The 15529-nt window shown below is 64.2% G+C and carries 16 protein-coding genes; 14 read left to right on the top strand and 2 right to left on the bottom strand.

What is annotated here, in order from left to right; all coding sequences use genetic code 11:
- The first annotated feature begins 80 nt into the window (after positions 1-80).
- Entirely contained in the window at positions 81-1289 is a 1209-nt protein-coding gene (locus ACIOJF_RS06510; protein WP_402741383.1) for a DNA recombination protein RmuC, read from the top strand.
- 101 nt (positions 1290-1390) lie between these two features.
- On the opposite strand, the gene ACIOJF_RS06505 is transcribed toward ACIOJF_RS06510, so the two are convergent.
- Complete coding sequence (locus tag ACIOJF_RS06505; RefSeq protein ID WP_105658632.1) at positions 1391-1870, bottom strand: inorganic diphosphatase; 480 nt, start codon at positions 1868-1870, stop codon at positions 1391-1393.
- A gap of 97 nt (positions 1871-1967) precedes the next feature.
- Between ACIOJF_RS06505 and dacB the strand changes: the two genes are divergently transcribed.
- From dacB to panC, 13 genes are all read left to right on the top strand, one after another.
- Positions 1968-3332 carry a D-alanyl-D-alanine carboxypeptidase/D-alanyl-D-alanine-endopeptidase gene (dacB, locus tag ACIOJF_RS06500; protein WP_332498966.1) on the top strand — a complete coding sequence of 455 codons (1365 nt, stop codon included), beginning with the start codon at positions 1968-1970 and terminating at the stop codon, positions 3330-3332.
- Positions 3333-3350: 18 nt separating this feature from the next.
- Entirely contained in the window at positions 3351-4277 is a 927-nt protein-coding gene (locus tag ACIOJF_RS06495; protein ID WP_105658630.1) for a zinc-dependent metalloprotease, read from the top strand.
- Positions 4274-5200 carry a tRNA lysidine(34) synthetase TilS gene (gene tilS / locus ACIOJF_RS06490; RefSeq protein ID WP_402741382.1) on the top strand — a complete coding sequence of 309 codons (927 nt, stop codon included), beginning with the start codon at positions 4274-4276 and terminating at the stop codon, positions 5198-5200. Before ACIOJF_RS06495 ends, tilS begins: the two co-directional genes overlap by 4 nt.
- Before the next feature lie 64 nt (positions 5201-5264).
- Complete coding sequence (gene hpt, locus ACIOJF_RS06485; RefSeq protein WP_105658629.1) at positions 5265-5816, top strand: hypoxanthine phosphoribosyltransferase; 552 nt, start codon at positions 5265-5267, stop codon at positions 5814-5816.
- Between the two features lie 107 nt (positions 5817-5923).
- A complete protein-coding gene (gene ftsH / locus ACIOJF_RS06480) occupies positions 5924-7849 on the top strand; it encodes an ATP-dependent zinc metalloprotease FtsH (RefSeq protein WP_105658628.1) in 1926 nt (641 codons plus the stop codon).
- A 9-nt stretch (positions 7850-7858) separates the two neighbouring features.
- Complete coding sequence (gene folE, locus ACIOJF_RS06475; RefSeq protein WP_286134348.1) at positions 7859-8437, top strand: GTP cyclohydrolase I FolE; 579 nt, start codon at positions 7859-7861, stop codon at positions 8435-8437.
- Positions 8438-8445: 8 nt separating this feature from the next.
- Entirely contained in the window at positions 8446-9348 is a 903-nt protein-coding gene (folP, locus tag ACIOJF_RS06470) for a dihydropteroate synthase (RefSeq protein WP_105662168.1), read from the top strand.
- On the top strand, positions 9335-10177 hold the full coding sequence (gene folK, locus ACIOJF_RS06465) for a 2-amino-4-hydroxy-6-hydroxymethyldihydropteridine diphosphokinase (RefSeq protein ID WP_402741381.1): 843 nt from the start codon (positions 9335-9337) through the stop codon (positions 10175-10177). The genes folP and folK overlap by 14 nt, the downstream gene beginning before the upstream one ends.
- Entirely contained in the window at positions 10165-10626 is a 462-nt protein-coding gene (locus ACIOJF_RS06460) for a DUF3180 domain-containing protein (RefSeq protein WP_105658625.1), read from the top strand. The genes folK and ACIOJF_RS06460 overlap by 13 nt, the downstream gene beginning before the upstream one ends.
- Positions 10595-11092, top strand: coding sequence for a PH domain-containing protein (locus ACIOJF_RS06455; protein ID WP_105658624.1), 498 nt, complete (start codon positions 10595-10597; stop codon positions 11090-11092). The genes ACIOJF_RS06460 and ACIOJF_RS06455 overlap by 32 nt, the downstream gene beginning before the upstream one ends.
- On the top strand, positions 11089-12486 hold the full coding sequence (locus ACIOJF_RS06450) for a PH domain-containing protein (protein WP_402741380.1): 1398 nt from the start codon (positions 11089-11091) through the stop codon (positions 12484-12486). Before ACIOJF_RS06455 ends, ACIOJF_RS06450 begins: the two co-directional genes overlap by 4 nt.
- Before the next feature lie 2 nt (positions 12487-12488).
- Complete coding sequence (locus tag ACIOJF_RS06445; RefSeq protein WP_332595340.1) at positions 12489-13355, top strand: DUF2520 domain-containing protein; 867 nt, start codon at positions 12489-12491, stop codon at positions 13353-13355.
- Positions 13356-13359: 4 nt separating this feature from the next.
- Positions 13360-14226: a pantoate--beta-alanine ligase gene (gene panC / locus ACIOJF_RS06440; protein WP_402696970.1), complete on the top strand. Its 867-nt coding sequence runs from the start codon at positions 13360-13362 to the stop codon at positions 14224-14226.
- On the opposite strand, the gene ACIOJF_RS06435 is transcribed toward panC, so the two are convergent.
- Positions 14223-15176, bottom strand: a complete 954-nt coding sequence (locus ACIOJF_RS06435; protein ID WP_105662165.1) for a nitronate monooxygenase family protein — start codon at positions 15174-15176, stop codon at positions 14223-14225. The genes panC and ACIOJF_RS06435 overlap by 4 nt on opposite strands.
- Between the last annotated feature and the right edge of the window lie 353 nt (positions 15177-15529).

Here is a 15529-nt window from a genome sequence, read left to right as displayed (position 1 = left end):
CCCATTATGGACCCAAACTGTCGGTGTCCGCTGATAGGACTGAGGCAATGGTCCGCTCGACAGTTCTTGGTTAGGTGCTCATGGTAATCGCGGTTTTTGTACTCGTCATCCTGAATATTCTGGCAACGGCATGTATTGCCTTGCTGCTGGTGCGCAGGACATCCGGCTCTGATGGCACCCAGATCCAGGACTCGGTACGTGCTGCTAATGCGGAGCTCCGGCAGGAACTGGGGACCCAGCGCACCGAACTGCGCCAGGGGATGGGCGAAGTGCGTACCGAGATCGACGCCAAGCTGACCGCGATGGCAGAAGCCAATGCGAACCGCCATCTGCAGGTCCAGGGGCTGCTCCAGCAGGAAATGGAGAAACTGCGCTCGGGCAATGAAGCCAAACTCGAGAAGATGCGCGAGACGGTGGACGAGAAGCTCCAGGGGACCTTGGAGAAGCGGCTGGGCGAATCCTTTGAACTGGTCAGCAAGCGGCTGGAAATGGTGCAGAAGGGGCTGGGGGAAATGCAGAGCCTGGCCCAGGATGTCGGCGGGCTGAAACGCGTGCTCACCAACGTGAAGAGCCGTGGTGCATGGGGCGAAGTGCAGCTTTCGCGCCAGCTGGAAGACATCCTCACCGCAGAGCAGTACGAGCAGAACGTGGCGGTCGTGCCCGGCAGCCGCGAGGTCGTGGAGTTCGCGGTGATCCTGCCCGGGCGGGATGCCGGAACGATCTATCTGCCAATCGACTCCAAGCTGCCGCAAGAGGACTACGAGCGCCTGCTCGATGCCCAGGAGCACGGAGACAAGGCCGTCATCGCCGCTGCGGGCAAGGCGCTGGACCGGGCGATCCTTGAGCAGGCCAAGCTGATCTCCAGCAAGTACATCGCCCCGCCTTACAACACCGACTTCGCCATCATGTACCTGCCCACCGAGGGGCTGTTCGCCGAGGTTGTGCGCAGCCCGGGGCTGGCCAGCAAGCTGCAGGCCGAGCACCGGGTGCTGGTCACGGGGCCGACCACCCTGATGAGCCTGCTGAACTCCTTGCAAATGGGTTTCCGGACACTGGCCATTGAGAAGCGCAGCAGCGAGGTATGGCAGGTGCTCTCGGCGGCCAAGGAAGAGTTCCGCAAGTACGGAGATGTCTGGGACAAGCTGGGTAAGCAGCTGGCCACAGCGCAGAACACGGTGCGCGATGCCGGTACCCGGACCCGTGCGGTGGAGCGGAAACTCAAGGACGTGCAGACCCTGGAAGTTTCCGCGCAGGAAGATGTGCTCAGCGGAATGCTGCCTGAAGCCTAGCGCCGGGCAGGTCCGGGTCTCCGGCAGTGAACCGGCAGCAAAAGCAATGGCGGCGACCCCCGATTCGGGGGTCGCCGCCATGTTCGGCTTGAGCCTAGTGGCTAGGCCTTGAAACGCTCGATGGAGCGAGCCAGCTCGGCTTCGGCAGCCTCGCGGCCTTCCCAACCCTCGGCCTTGACCCACTTGCCTGGTTCCAGGTCCTTGTAGCGGGTGAAGAAGTGCTCGATCTCCTTGATCAGCCATTCGTCGATGTCTTCAAGTTCCTTGATGTGGTCAAAGCGCTTGTCGGCAGGAACGCACAGCAGCTTGGCATCGCCACCGCCATCGTCGGTCATGTTGAATACGCCAATTGGGCGTGCTTCGACAACAACACCTGGGATCAGGTCAACACCCGGGATGAAGACCATGGCGTCCAATGGATCGCCATCTTCGCCCAGAGTATCGTCGAAGTAGCCGTAGTGGGTTGGGTACTGCATCGAGGTGAACAGCACGCGATCCAGGCGCAGGCGGTGGGTCTCGTGGTCGATCTCGTACTTGACGCGCGATCCGGTGGGGATCTCGATGGTCACGTCGTGGCTCATGAAAAGCACACTCCTAAACTAGTCTTAGGGATATCCGCTAATAAGGGTATCGCCCCATTGCGCCTGATGGATAAAACTGCGAGAGGAATGTAACCATATGAACACTGCCGCCCGACGCGCTATTACGCTGGGGGTGGCGATTGTTGCCATGGTTGCAGTGATTGCCGCGATGCTGCTGGCCCCGCGATTCTTCACCGGAGAGCCCGAGGCTTTCTACACCCCGGCCAGCGCGCAGCTGGCCGATAAATCCCCAGTCGCCGTGCGGGACCTGGACCCCAACGCCGCGCAACCGGACCCCGGGATCCTCGCCGCGAAGCTGGATGGCATCCTGGCGGACAAGCCCGACCGGACGTCCTTCAACGCCCAGGTGGTCGACGTGGCCACGGGCACAGTCCTGTATGACAGGAACTCCGAAATAAATGGCACCCCGGCCTCCAGCCTGAAGGTAGTCACCGCCATCGCGGCCCTCGATGCCCTCGGCGGCGACACCCAGCTGTCCACCAGCGTGCTGCTCGATGGCGGCACATTGATCCTGCGCGGCGGGGGAGATGTGCTGCTGGGCGACGGGGAATCGGACCCGGCGCACCCCAAGGGCTATGCAGGACTGGCAACCCTGGCCAAGCAGACCGCCGAAGAACTTGAAAAGCGCGGCATCAGCGAGGTCAAGCTGTGGCTGGACGACTCGCTGTTCGGCGATGCGCACAGCAACCCCGCCTGGGACAAGTCGCTGTTCACCTCCAATAACATTGGCCAGGTCTACCCGATTGCGCACTACGCCGGGCGTGCCGGGGAAAGCACCAGCACCGCCTACCAGTCCGACCCGGCCGCGCAGGTCCGCAAGGTCTTCGCCCAAGCCCTGGGCGAGCAGGTCAAGGTGGATGAGGGTGGCCGCGGCCCCTATGCGGGGGGCGAGCAGATCACCGAGGTGAAGTCGGCACCGCTGCGCGATGTCATCAAGCACATGCTGCTGGTTTCGGATAACTACATTGCCGAATCCATGGGCCGCCTGGTGGCGCTGGACCGCCAGATGCCCGGGGAGCAGGCAGGGGCCGCCGTCGCTGCTGTGGCCCAGGCCCATGGGGCTGCTGGCCACACGCTCGTGGACACCAGCGGCCTGGCTGCCAGGAACCGGATTTCGCCCGCGGCGCTGACCGCGGTACTGCGCTCGGCCGCCACCAGCAAGAAGCCGGAATTGCGCGAGGTCGTCTACTCGCTGCCGGTCGCCGGCTACAACGGCACCTTGATGAACCGCCTGGGCGGTGCCGGAACACTTGGCCTGGTCCGCGCCAAGACCGGCTCGCTGACCGGCGTGGCCACGCTGACCGGCATGGCCATGACCGAAGACGGGCGCCTGCTCGCCTTCTCGATCTATGCCGATCAGCCCAACGGAACACTCGCACCCCACAAGCCAACCATTGACTCTGCTGTCACCGCCATCCGTGGCTGTGGCTGCCGGAGCTGAACGCCGCAGGAGCAGCAAATGAACCAGTTCGTCGATTGGAAGCTGGCGGCCAAGGCCGCGAAAACCCTGATGCCCGCCGGGCCGGGGATCCAGGCCCAGGATGCCGCGCGGATCATCGAGGAACTGCGCATCGCCGCCGGCGAAGGCCTGGTGGAGGCCGAGAAGGTTTCCAAGCTGGCTGCTTCCGCGCCCTCGCAGACCCTGGTGGTGGACCGGTCCGGCTGGGCCAAGGCCGTCAGCCAGAATTTCGCGGCCCTGCTCCCGGCAGCGCGTCAGGACGTCCCCGGTGTGGTCCCCTTGATTGCCGGCGCAGAACTTGGCGCGGTGCTCTCGGTGCTGGGCACCCGGGTGCTGGGCCAGTTCGACCCGTTCGTCGGCCCGCGCCTGCTGCTCAACGCCCAGACCATCACCCAGATCCGCGGCGAGCTGAATGTGAACGCCCGCGACTTCTACCTGTGGATCGCCACCCACGAGCAGACCCACCGCCTGCAATTCGAGCACGCTGCCTGGATCCCCGGGGTCATGAAGCAGACCCTGGCCGAGGCCTTCGAGCCGCTGGCCGGCACCACCCACTCCATGGGCGAACTGGGTGAACGCCTGAAATCCATGAAGTCCGAGGTCAGCGAACTGACCAGCATCATGTCGGTGCTCGAAGGCCACGCCATGGTCGTGATGAACGATGTCACCTCGATCCGCAGCATCAAGACCATCCGCCGCCGCTTCGAAGCCCGTGGCGAGAACCGTTCGGCCCTGGCGATCCTGCTGGGCAAGCTGCTGGGATTGGATGCCAAGGCGCTGCAGTACAAACGCGGGGCAAAATTCGTGCGGCATATCGTCGACGCGATTGGCTACGAGGGCTTCAACGAAATCTTCACCGCCCGCGAGATGTTCCCGAGCGCCGGGGAACTCGATGACCCGGAACGCTGGCTGGCCCGCACCCGATGAGCCGCGCCCTTCACCTTGCCCGCGCCGCCATCAGTGCCAGCAGCGCGCCCGGGCTGAACCTGATCGGGGTTTCCGGCGGTGCCGACTCGCTAGCCCTGGCCATTGCCGCCGCGATGCTGCCCGCTTCCTTCGGCGCCGTGGTCATCGATCACGGCCTGCAGCCCGGCAGCGCCCAGGCGGCCGAACGCGCCGCCGGGCAATGCCGCGAGCTGGGATTGGACCCGGTGGCGGTGGTCCAGGTCGAGACCTCGGATGACGAGGCTTCGGCCCGCACGGCCAGGTACCAGGCCTTTGAAGCAGCCCTGCAGCAGTTCAACGCGCAGGCATTGATGCTCGCCCACACCCGCGACGACCAGGCCGAGCAGGTGCTGCTGGGGCTGCTGCGCGGATCGGGAACCCGCTCGCTGGCCGGCATCCCTGCCCGGCGCGGAGCCTACCGGCGCCCCCTGCTGGAACTGTCCCGGGCGCAAACCGAGGAAATCTGCCGGCAGGCGGGGCTTGGCTACTGGGAAGATCCGAGCAACGCGGACACCGGGTACAAGCGCAACCTCATCCGCCATAGGATCCTGCCCTTCTTGCGCGAGGAACTTGGCGAGCATGTTCCCGAAGCACTGGCGCGCACCGCCAGCCTGGCCGCCGCCGACGCCCAAGCCCTCGACGGATGGGCCCAAGCGGCCAAGGACGAGCACGGGTTGGCGATCCCGGACCTGGCCAAGCTGCCGGTGGCCATCAGCTCGCGAGTATTACGCCTGGCCGCCATGGAAGCCGGGGCCAGGAATGTGGGCCATGAGCGAACGGCGGCGCTGTGCGCGCTGGCCGGGCTCGGCGTCCCCAAGTCCAAATCAGCTGGTCCTGTGCAGCTGGATGGCAGGATCAGCGCCTTCCGGCGGCAATCGGTGATCGTTTTCACCACAACCGGCTAAACAACCTTCCGCTAAATGTGGCACTCTAGGTAAGTACCACACCTCTAGAATCAGGAGAATTCTCGTGGATTCCAATGCAGTCAAAGCCGATCTTGCGCACGTTCTGTACACCAAGGAAGAAATCCAGGCCCGCGTGGAAGAACTTGCCGCGCAGATCGACAAGGATTACGAAGGCCGCGACATCCTCGTGGTAGGTGTGCTCAAGGGCGCCGTGATGATCATGGCTGACCTGGTTCGCGCACTGAACTCCCACCTGACCATGGACTGGATGGCAGTGTCCTCCTACGGTTCGGGTACCCAGTCCTCCGGTGTGGTGCGCATCCTCAAGGACCTGGATTCCGACCTCATGGGCAAGCACGTGCTGATCGTCGAGGACATCATCGATTCCGGCCTGACCTTGTCCTGGCTGAAGTCCAACCTGGAATCCCGCGGCCCGGCCTCGGTGGAAATCTGCACCCTGCTGCGCAAGCCGGAAGCAGCCAAGGTGGAAATCGACGTCAAGTACGTCGGCATGGACATCCCGAACGAATTCGTGGTGGGCTACGGCCTGGACTTCGCGGAAAAGTACCGCAACCTTGATTGCGTGGGCACCTTGGCCCCGCATATTTACCAGTAGGGAACTTTTCTCGCCAATGGGGCGTTGAGAAATATCGAAGGTGGCGTGACCCGGACGCCAGAGCAGTGCGTGAGGGGGATGCGCCAGGCGCGGGGCCTGTCGGATCAATGAAAACGAAGAAGCTTTTTAACAGCTGGATCATTTGGGTCCTGGTCGGCGTAGTCGCCGTGGTGTTGTTCCTGCCGATGGTCTTCGGCAATAACTCGGCCAAGGTGGACACTTCCGTAGGCCTGCACCAGCTCACCAGCGGCAATGTCACCGAAGCGAAGATGTTCGACGGCGACCAGCGCGTGGATCTGAAGCTGCGCGACTCGCTGAAGGTCGATGGCGTGGACAAGGGCACCTCGGTGAGCTTCTACTACTCCACCGCCCGTGCCGAACTGGTGGTCGATGAGATCAACAAGGCCAACCTGGGCAAGTTCACCGACCAGCCGGTGGAAAGCAACTGGCTGCTGTCGATGCTCGGGATCATCATCCCGTTCCTGCTGATCGCCGGCATCTTCTGGTTCATCCTCGCCCGCTCCCAAGGCGGCGGCTCCAAGGTCATGCAGTTCGGCAAGTCCAAGGCGAAGCTGATCACCAAGGACATGCCGCAGGTGACCTTCAAGGATGTCGCCGGCGCCGACGAGGCCGTGGAGGAACTCCACGAAATCAAGGAATTCCTGCAGGAACCAGCCAAATTCCAGGCCCTGGGCGCGAAGATTCCCAAGGGCGTGCTGCTCTACGGCCCTCCGGGCACCGGCAAGACCCTGCTGGCCAAGGCCGTAGCCGGCGAGGCGGCGGTACCGTTCTACTCGATCTCCGGTTCGGACTTCGTGGAGATGTTCGTCGGCGTGGGCGCCTCGCGCGTGCGCGACTTGTTCGAGCAGGCAAAGACCAACTCCCCGGCGATCATCTTCGTTGACGAAATCGACGCCGTCGGCCGCCATCGCGGCGCCGGCATCGGCGGCGGCAACGATGAGCGCGAGCAGACCCTGAACCAGCTGCTGGTGGAGATGGACGGGTTCGACGCCACCACCAACGTCATCCTGATTGCCGCGACCAACCGCCCCGACGTGCTGGACCCGGCGCTGCTGCGCCCGGGCCGCTTCGACCGCCAGATCCCGGTGGAGGCACCGGATCTGAAGGGCCGCGAGCAGATCCTGGCCGTGCACGTGAAGGGCAAGCCGATGGATGCCACCGTGGACCTGAACGCCGTCGCGAAGAAGACCCCGGGCTACACCGGCGCCGACTTGGCCAACGTGCTCAACGAGGCCGCGCTGCTCACCGCCCGCTCCAACGCGAACCTGATCGACGACCGCGCCCTGGACGAGGCCATCGACCGCGTCATGGCCGGCCCGCAGAAGCGCACCCGCCTGATGGACGAGCACGAGCGCAAGGTCACCGCCTACCACGAGGGCGGCCACGCGCTGGTGGCAGCGGCCATGAACCAGACCGCACCCGTCACCAAGATCACCATCCTGCCGCGCGGCCGCGCGCTGGGCTACACCATGGTGGTTCCCGAATCCGACAAGTACTCGGTCACCCGCAACGAGCTGCTGGACCAGATGGCCTACGCCATGGGCGGGCGCGTCGCCGAGGAGATCGTCTTCCACGATCCGTCCACCGGTGCCAGCAACGACATCGAGAAGGCCACCGCCACCGCGCGCAAGATGGTCACCGAATACGGCATGAGCGAGAAGGTGGGCGCCGTGCGCCTGGCCGGCTCGGCTGCCGAGCAGGGCATGGGCACCGCCTCCCGCGACTTCTCCGACGAAATGGCCCACCTGGTGGACCAGGAAGTGCGCGAGCTGATCGAGCAGGCGCACAACGACGCCTACCAGGCGCTGATGGCCAACCGCCATGTGCTCGACCGCCTGGCCCTGGCGCTGCTGGAGCGCGAGACGCTGAACCAGAAGGAGATCGCCGAGATCTTCTCCGACCTGGTAAAGCGCGACAAGCGCGAAGTCTGGCTGAGCAACGAGGCCCGTCCGGTGCACCAAGAGGGCCCGATATTAAGCCCCAAGGAGCGCGCAGCTTCCTCGACCGACTAGGATCGAAGCGTGAGTGAACTACAAGAGATTGATCAGCCGCGGATCGCGGCAGCCGTGCGCGAGATCCTGGAAGCCATTGGCGAGGATCCCGACCGCGACGGCCTGGTAGACACCCCGAAGCGGGTGGCCAAGGCCTATGCGGAGTTCTTCGCCGGCTTGCACCAGAAAGCGGCAGACCACTTGTCCACCACCTTCGACATCGAGCACGATGAGATGGTGCTGGTCAAGGACATCCCGTTCTACTCGACCTGCGAGCACCACCTGGTGCCCTTCTACGGTTCGGCGCATATCGGCTACATCCCGGGCAAGGGCGGCAAGGTCACCGGCCTGTCCAAGCTGGCCCGGCTGGTCGAGGTGTACGCCCGCCGCCCGCAGGTCCAGGAGCGCCTGACCACCCAGATCGTCGATGCCCTCGTGGAGCACCTGAACCCCTCCGGTGCGATCGTCGTCGTTGAATGCGAGCACATGTGCATGTCCATGCGCGGGGTGCAGAAGCCCGGCGCGAAGACCGTGACCAGTGCGGTGCGCGGGCAGCTGCGGGAAACCGCCACCCGTGCCGAAGCCATGAGCCTGATCCTCGGAAAGTAGGAACCCCCATGTCGCTTGGAGCGATCCCGGGCACCGGCCCGAACACCAGCCCATTGCCGGTGATCCGCAAGTCCAGCAAGAAGACCATGGCCGACCTGCCAACCGGCCGCACCCTGGTCATGGGCATCCTGAACGTCACCGAGGACTCCTTCTCGGATGGCGGGAAGTACCTGTCCGGCGATGCCGCGATCGACCAGGGCCTGAAGCTGCTGTACTCGGGTGCCGACATCATCGACGTGGGCGGCGAATCCACCCGCCCGGGCGCCACGAACGTGGATCCTGCCCTGGAGCGCGAGCGCATCATCCCGGTCATCGAAGCCCTGGTGAAGGCCGGCGCGGTGATCTCCGTGGACACCATGCATGTCTCCACCGCCCGCGCGGCCATCGCCGCCGGCGCGCACCTCATCAACGACGTTTCCGGCCTGACCTATGAGCCGGGCATGCCGGAGCTGATCGCGGAAACCGGCGTCCCCTACGTATTGATGCACCGCCGCGGCACCGCGCAGGACATGGTTTCCGAGGCGAACTACCAGGACGTGGTCACCGAGGTCATCGCAGAATTGCGCATGCTGCGCGATGAATTCGTCGCCAAGGGCGTGGCCCCGGAGCAGATCATCATCGATCCGGGACTGGGCTTCGCCAAGGATGCGCAGCACAACTGGGCGCTGCTGGCCAACGTCCCTGCCATCGAGGAGCTGGGCCACCGTGTGCTGATCGGCACCAGCCGCAAGCGCTTCCTGGGCGAACTGCTGGCCGAAGGCTCCAAGAGCCGCGCGCCGATGGAACGCGATTCCGCGACCGCCGCGACCACCGTGCTGGGCGCCCGCGACAAGGTCTGGGCAGTGCGCGTGCACGATGTCACCGGCAACCGCGACGCCATTGAAGTCGTGCAGGCCTATGGATCGCATTAGCATCTACGGAATTTCGGCCACCGGCTACCATGGCGTTTTCGACCATGAGAAGCGCGACGGCCAGGAATTCATCATTGACGTGGTGCTGCACGTGGATATCTCACGTGCGGCAGCCAGCGACAATGTTCTTGACACGGTGCACTACGGCGAAGTCAGCGAGCTGGTAGTCCAGCAGATCCAGGCCGGCCCGTGGGACCTGATCGAGAAGCTGGGCAGCGAAATCGCCGAGGCGATCCTCGCCGCCTACCCGGGCGTGTTCACCATCGACGTGGTGGTGCACAAGCCGCAGGCTCCAATCCCGGTACCGTTCACCGATGTCACCATCTCGCTGACGCGGCACCAGAAGCAGCACACCGCGATCATCGCGTTGGGCGCCAACCTGGGTGATCCGCAGGCTACCCTGGCCGCCGCGGTGCAGGACCTCGGCGCAGAAGTCGAGCTGCTCAAGGTTTCCCCGCTGGCCATCACCAAGCCGGTAGGCGGTCCGCCGGAACAGCCCGATTACACCAACCAGGTCGTCCAAGTGCGTACCCGGCTGGCCCCGCATGAGCTGCTGGATCTGTGCCAGTGGATAGAAGCCAAGCACCACCGCACCCGCGAAGTGCGCTGGGAAGCGCGCACGCTGGATCTGGACCTGATCTCCTACGACCAGCTGAACCTGGATGATGAGCGGCTGACCCTGCCTCATCCGCGCGCCGCGATCCGCGGCTTCGTGCTGGCCCCGTGGAGCTGGATGGATCCGGACGCGGTGCTGAACGGGCAACTGGTTTCCCGTTTGGCCGCCGAAGCTGCCGATACGAAGGACATCATCCGGCTATGGCCAAGCTGAAGCTGCGCTGGCTGCTCTGGTGCGCCGGGCTCGGGGCCGTGGCCGGCTGGATCGCGTTGCGCCTGCTCACCGCGGCAGGCAGGTACGCGCCGGTGCTGGACTACTCCGCCCTGTACTCGCTGGGCGCGGTCTGCGCGGTGATCCTGTTCCTGGGGATCCGCGTGAAGCGCTCCACCCTGGGCAAATCGGACTTCGAGCCGATCGCCGCAGCTCGTACCCTGGTTCTGGCCCAGGCCTCGGCGTATGCTGGTGCGGTGATTGCCGGTTGGCATGTTCCGGCCATCATCACCCTCTGGGCGGCCACTGGGATCACCCCCACCCTGACCCGCGGCCTGGTGCTGACTGGTGCTGGTGTCCTCATGGTGATTATTGGGTATATTGTTCAGCAACTGTGCAAACTACCTCCAGAGGATACCGATGGCAACAGCGACTCCGTGGTCACCGAATAACTTCACCCCAGCCCACCGGGACTACGCCAAGGTCAAGTTCACCACCTGGGCAATCACCTGGGGCCTGTTCCTGCTGGCGGCACTGGTCCCTGCCGTGCTGGCAGTCACCGGCGTCGGCATCCCGCTGTGGCTGGTGCTTTCCCCGGTCCTGCTGGTGCTGGCGATCGCGTTGCCGGCATTGCGCATCATCCGCCGCCAGGTCGCCGCACTGGGCTATCTCGAACGCGAAGAAGACTTCATCGTCCGCTCCGGGGTGATGTGGCGCAAGCAGGTGGTCATTCCCTACGGCCGCATGCAATACGTCGAGGTCAACAGCGGGCCGCTGGAGCGCCGCTATGGGCTATGCCAGCTAACGCTGAACACCGCCGGCAGCGCTGCCACCGCGCACGTCTACGGGTTGCCCGAGCGCGAAGGGCAGGCCCTGCGCGAACGGCTTGTGGCCGCCGGCGAAGAGAAAATGCTATGAGCCAGGCCGAAGAACTGGCCATCGGAGACAGTGCCGAGCCATGGCAGCGGGTGCATCCAGCCAGCCCGTTCGTCCACGGCTGGCTGGCCATCATCGGCCTGGGCTACATCTACTGGCAGAACACCGACGACCTGTCCTGGGCGGAGCGCTTCTCCGGCACCAGGCTGATGTGGACCGTCGCGGGCGCCGGCATCGCACTGGCCGTGGTGCTCATCTTCTACTTCCTTTCCTGGTACTTCACCCGCTACAAGCTCACCAGCACCCACGTGTACGTGAATTCCGGGATGCTATTCCGCAGCCAGAAGCAGGCGCGCATCGACAAGGTGCAAGGCATAGACATTGCCCAGCCACTGGTAGCCCGGCTGCTGGGCCTCGCCGAACTGCGCTTTGACGTGGCCGATTCCTCCGAGTCGGTGCTGCGCCTTTCCTTCCTGCGCAAGGCCGATGCCCACGCGCTGCGCGTGGTCATCCTGGAGCGGGCCCGCGGCGAAGAACCTGCCGCTGCCCAAGAAAGCGGCTCCCACGACGCGGCGGATCGCGCGGCAGCCCAGCCGCAGGCCGCCGCGGACGCATTGCCGCTGATGGCCAACGTGCCCATTGGGCGCCTGATTGGCTCCATGTTCCTGCAATTGCCGGTGATGTTCGGGGTGCTCGCATGCCTGGCGATGCTGGTGCTTTGGCTTGCCGGGGTCGACGGAATCATCGCGGCCCTGGTCCCCGCGGCCTTGGCCTTCGGCAGCTTCTACTACAAGCAGCTGAACCAGGGCTGGAACTTCACCGCCAGCGCCTCGGACACCGGCATGCGCATCAGCTACGGGCTGGCTGACACCCGCCAGCACTCCATTCCTGCCGGCCGCGTCCAGGCCATTTCGGTGACGGCACCCTTCTTCTGGCGGATGCTGGGCTGGTACAAGGTGGAAGTCAACGTGCTGGGCACCAAGAGCGATGACGCGGATAACCTGCAGGTGCTCCCGGTGGGCGACTTCGAGTCGGTCGCCCGGATCATGGGGATCCTGCTGCCGGATCTTGGCGTCGCCAACCAGCGCGAGGTGCTGGCCACCGCGGTGAGCACCGGATGCGAACACGGTTTCACCGGCTCCCCGGAACGCGCCAAGCCGCTATCGCCCGGGGCATGGAAGCACCAGGCGTTCCTGGCCACCGGCACCACGGTGATTTCCCGGTATGGCTGGCTGGCCCGGCAGGCCAGCTTCGTGCCGCATAACCGGGTGCAGGGCATGAGCTGGGGCCAGGGACCATGGGAGCAAGGACGTAAACTGGCCGGTGTCCGCTTGCACTGTGCCGGCGGAAATATCATCGGATACCTGCATCAAATTGATGCGGACACCGCAGCAGAATTTATTCGGGCGCAAACCCGGCGCCTGGTTGAAAGGTAGAAGTGGACGCACCACGCTTGGGAATCGGCATCATCTCCGCCGGCAAGGTAGGCACCGTGCTTGGTGCGGCGCTGGCAGCCAGCGGACACCGGATCACCGGAATCCACGCCGTCTCGGAGGATTCGCGCGATCGCGCCGACGCCTTGCTGCCCGGCGTGGAACTGCTGGACCCAGCAGAAATCCTGCGCCGCAGCGAACTGGTGCTCTTTGCGGTACCCGACGACGTGCTCGGCGAACTGGTGTCCGGACTGGCAGCGGGCGGCCATATCGCCGCCGGGCAGTTGATCGCGCACACCGCCGGGCGGTACGGCACCTCGATCCTGCAACCGGCCTTGGATGCTGGCGCCTTTGGACTGGCAATCCACCCGGCCATGACCTTCACCGGCATGAGCATGGACCTCCAGCGCCTGACCGACTGCGTCTTCGCGGTCACCGCGGACGAGGCCATCCTCCCGGTAGCCCAGGCGCTGGTGGTGGAAATGCGCGGGGAGCCGGTGGTGATCGCCGAGCAGGATCGTGCCAGCTACCACGCGGCCCTGGCCCATGCGGCAAACCACCTGAACACCATCACGGCGCAATCGGCGGACATCCTGCGCCGGATCGGCGTGGAAGAACCATCCAATACCCTGCGCGCCCTGATGTACGCGAGCCTGGATAATGCCCTGCGTTCCGGCGCGGGCGCACTGACCGGCCCGGTAGCACGAGGCGATAGCGGAACGGTCACCGCGCACCTGCAGGCGCTGGCCGACGCCCCGGCGGAAACCAACAATTCCTATCGGAGCCTCTCGCGCGCTACCGCGCTGCGCGCCGCAGAACGCGGACTGATCTCCCAAGGCACGCTGGAAGAGCTTCTGCGAGTTCTAGAATAGAAGCGTGAAAACCCCGAAGATTGTAAAGACCCGTGCCGAGCTGAAGGCTGCTATTGCCGCAGCTAACCCGGGATCGCTGGGCTTCGTGCCCACTATGGGAGCCCTGCACCGCGGACATGCTTCGCTGTTCAAGGCCGCCCGCGCAGAAAACGAACTGGTAGTCATCTCCGTATTCGTCAATGAGCTGCAGTTCAACGATGCCAGCGACTACGCCAACTATCCGCGCCAGCTTGACGCTGATGTGCAGCTGGCCGCGGCCGCCGGCGTCGATCTTGTCTTTGCCCCGGACGCTTCCGAGATCTACCATGCCGGCCTTCCGCTGGTGAAGTTGAGCTCCGGCGCGCTGGGCGAAATGTATGAAGGCGCCTCGCGTCCAGGCCACTTCGATGGCATGCTGGCCGTAGTCGCCAAGCTGCTGCACTTGACCGACCCGCGTCGGGGCGAATACCGCGCCTACTTCGGCCAGAAGGATGCCCAGCAGCTGATGCTGATCCGCCGCATGGTTGCCGACCTGGACTATCCGGTAGAACTGCGTGCGGTGCCGATCGTGCGCAGCCCGAAAGGCCTGGCGCTTTCCAGCCGCAATGCATTGCTCAGCGAGGAAGAGAAGGAAGCAGCCTTGGTGCTGCACCGTTCGATCCAGCTGGTTGCCGACCGTGCGGCACACAATGAACCGCTGTACATCGAGGATGCCATCGGCATGTACCAGATGGCCCCGCTGGTGGAGCTGGACTACTTCGCCGTCGTTGACCCGGATACCCTGCAGGAACTGGCATTCAACTGCCAGGACACCCCCTTCACCGGCGAGGGCTTGATCCTTGTCGCGGCGAAGGTGGGCAACGTCCGTCTGATCGACAACCAGCCGATCTAGGCAAAGCGTCGAGCAGCCTGCCCGAGGACCTGGCGGAAGCCGCACAGCTCCTGCATGATTTCGGCGGCGGGCTGCTCGGCGCCAACGAACTGCACTGCCTCACCGGCATAGACCGGGGCTATGTCCGTCAGCGCTTCGGAGCGGGCCTGATCCATCTGCTCGCGCAGCGCATCGTTCGGCTCCCAGCTGGAAAGATCCGCGTGCTTGTCGCTGAACTCATTGCGCAGCGCCCGTCCGCCGAACTCGGGCGCCCATGGCAATTGCTGGGCGAGATCGAAGGCGCGGGTATAGATAGTGTCATCCAGGCCCGCATTGCGTGCTGCGCTCTTCATGTTCCCGTGCCCGCTGGACTCTGCTGCCGAGAGGAAACGGGTCCCGATCCAGGCAGCTTCCGCGCCAGCTGACAGCACCGCGGCGATACCTCGCGCAGTGCCGATGCCTCCGGCCGCCACCACAGGCTTCTGGTGCTGGGCGGTTGCCAGCTGCAGCAGCGGCAGAGTTCCGGCTTCATTGCGGCCATGTCCGCCACCTTCTGCGCCACGGGCAATGATGATGTCGATGTCATCAGCCATCGCGCGTTCCAGATCTGCCGCATTGCCTACCTGCATGGCGGTCAGAACTCCAGCCTCATGGGCTACCGCCGCGGCCCGGGTGACATCGCCGAAGCTCAAGGTCACCAACGAGGGCCCGAACTCCAAGAAGGCCTCTAGCGGGGAGAGATCCGTTTCCAACGCCCAGGCCATGAAGCCGACGCCCCATGGAGTACTCAGGGATTCAACGAATTGCGTTTGCTGTTCAATCCAGTCAGCTGTGGGAGTTGCAGGCGAACCGATCATCCCTACACCTCCCGCGTGGGAAACAGCTGCAGCCAAGGCGCCGCCAGCCGCGCCAGCCATAGATGCATTGAAGATGGGTTCACGGTATCCAAGGAGTCTTTGCAGGTCGCTCATGAGCCCAGACTAGAACAGCGAAATGAATGTGACCTAGAACGCGGCCCCTCGATTTGTAAGTGCCCAAGAACCTGTGTATAGTTTTTATCTGTTGCCGGAACGGAAACAACACGGAATCTACCGATTGTTTACCCGGCAGCCAATCACTTTTCACTGAAGGTTTTCCGCCGATTTTGATCGGATCAGGAAGTCTGGTAAGTTGGAAAAGTTGCTCCGGAGCGAAGCAGTCATCGAAGGATTGGTGGTTGTGGTGTCGAGAGTGTTTGTTGTTTGAGAACTCAATAGTGTGCCAAGTTTGTTGATACCGAATATTTTTATTTGGTGAATACATAACATTTGCTTGAGGCATTGCA

This window comes from Glutamicibacter sp. NPDC087831, assembly GCF_044742845.1.
Classification (GTDB): Bacteria; Actinomycetota; Actinomycetes; order Actinomycetales; family Micrococcaceae; genus Glutamicibacter.
Note: the sequence above shows the minus strand (reverse complement) of the source record. Positions and strands in the feature narration are given on the sequence as shown.

Bases quoted from the DNA above. Each gene is read 5' to 3' on its own strand.
- ACIOJF_RS06510 (WP_402741383.1), top strand. From the start codon at position 81: ATGGTAATCGCGGTTTTTGTACTCGTCATCCTGAATATTCTGGCAACG.
- ACIOJF_RS06505 (WP_105658632.1), bottom strand. From the start codon at position 1,870: ATGAGCCACGACGTGACCATCGAGATCCCCACCGGATCGCGCGTCAAG.
- dacB (WP_332498966.1), top strand. From the start codon at position 1,968: ATGAACACTGCCGCCCGACGCGCTATTACGCTGGGGGTGGCGATTGTT.
- ACIOJF_RS06495 (WP_105658630.1), top strand. From the start codon at position 3,351: ATGAACCAGTTCGTCGATTGGAAGCTGGCGGCCAAGGCCGCGAAAACC.
- tilS (WP_402741382.1), top strand. From the start codon at position 4,274: ATGAGCCGCGCCCTTCACCTTGCCCGCGCCGCCATCAGTGCCAGCAGC.
- ftsH (WP_105658628.1), top strand. From the start codon at position 5,924: ATGAAAACGAAGAAGCTTTTTAACAGCTGGATCATTTGGGTCCTGGTC.
- folP (WP_105662168.1), top strand. From the start codon at position 8,446: ATGTCGCTTGGAGCGATCCCGGGCACCGGCCCGAACACCAGCCCATTG.
- folK (WP_402741381.1), top strand. From the start codon at position 9,335: ATGGATCGCATTAGCATCTACGGAATTTCGGCCACCGGCTACCATGGC.
- ACIOJF_RS06460 (WP_105658625.1), top strand. From the start codon at position 10,165: ATGGCCAAGCTGAAGCTGCGCTGGCTGCTCTGGTGCGCCGGGCTCGGG.
- ACIOJF_RS06455 (WP_105658624.1), top strand. From the start codon at position 10,595: ATGGCAACAGCGACTCCGTGGTCACCGAATAACTTCACCCCAGCCCAC.
- ACIOJF_RS06450 (WP_402741380.1), top strand. From the start codon at position 11,089: ATGAGCCAGGCCGAAGAACTGGCCATCGGAGACAGTGCCGAGCCATGG.
- ACIOJF_RS06435 (WP_105662165.1), bottom strand. From the start codon at position 15,176: ATGAGCGACCTGCAAAGACTCCTTGGATACCGTGAACCCATCTTCAAT.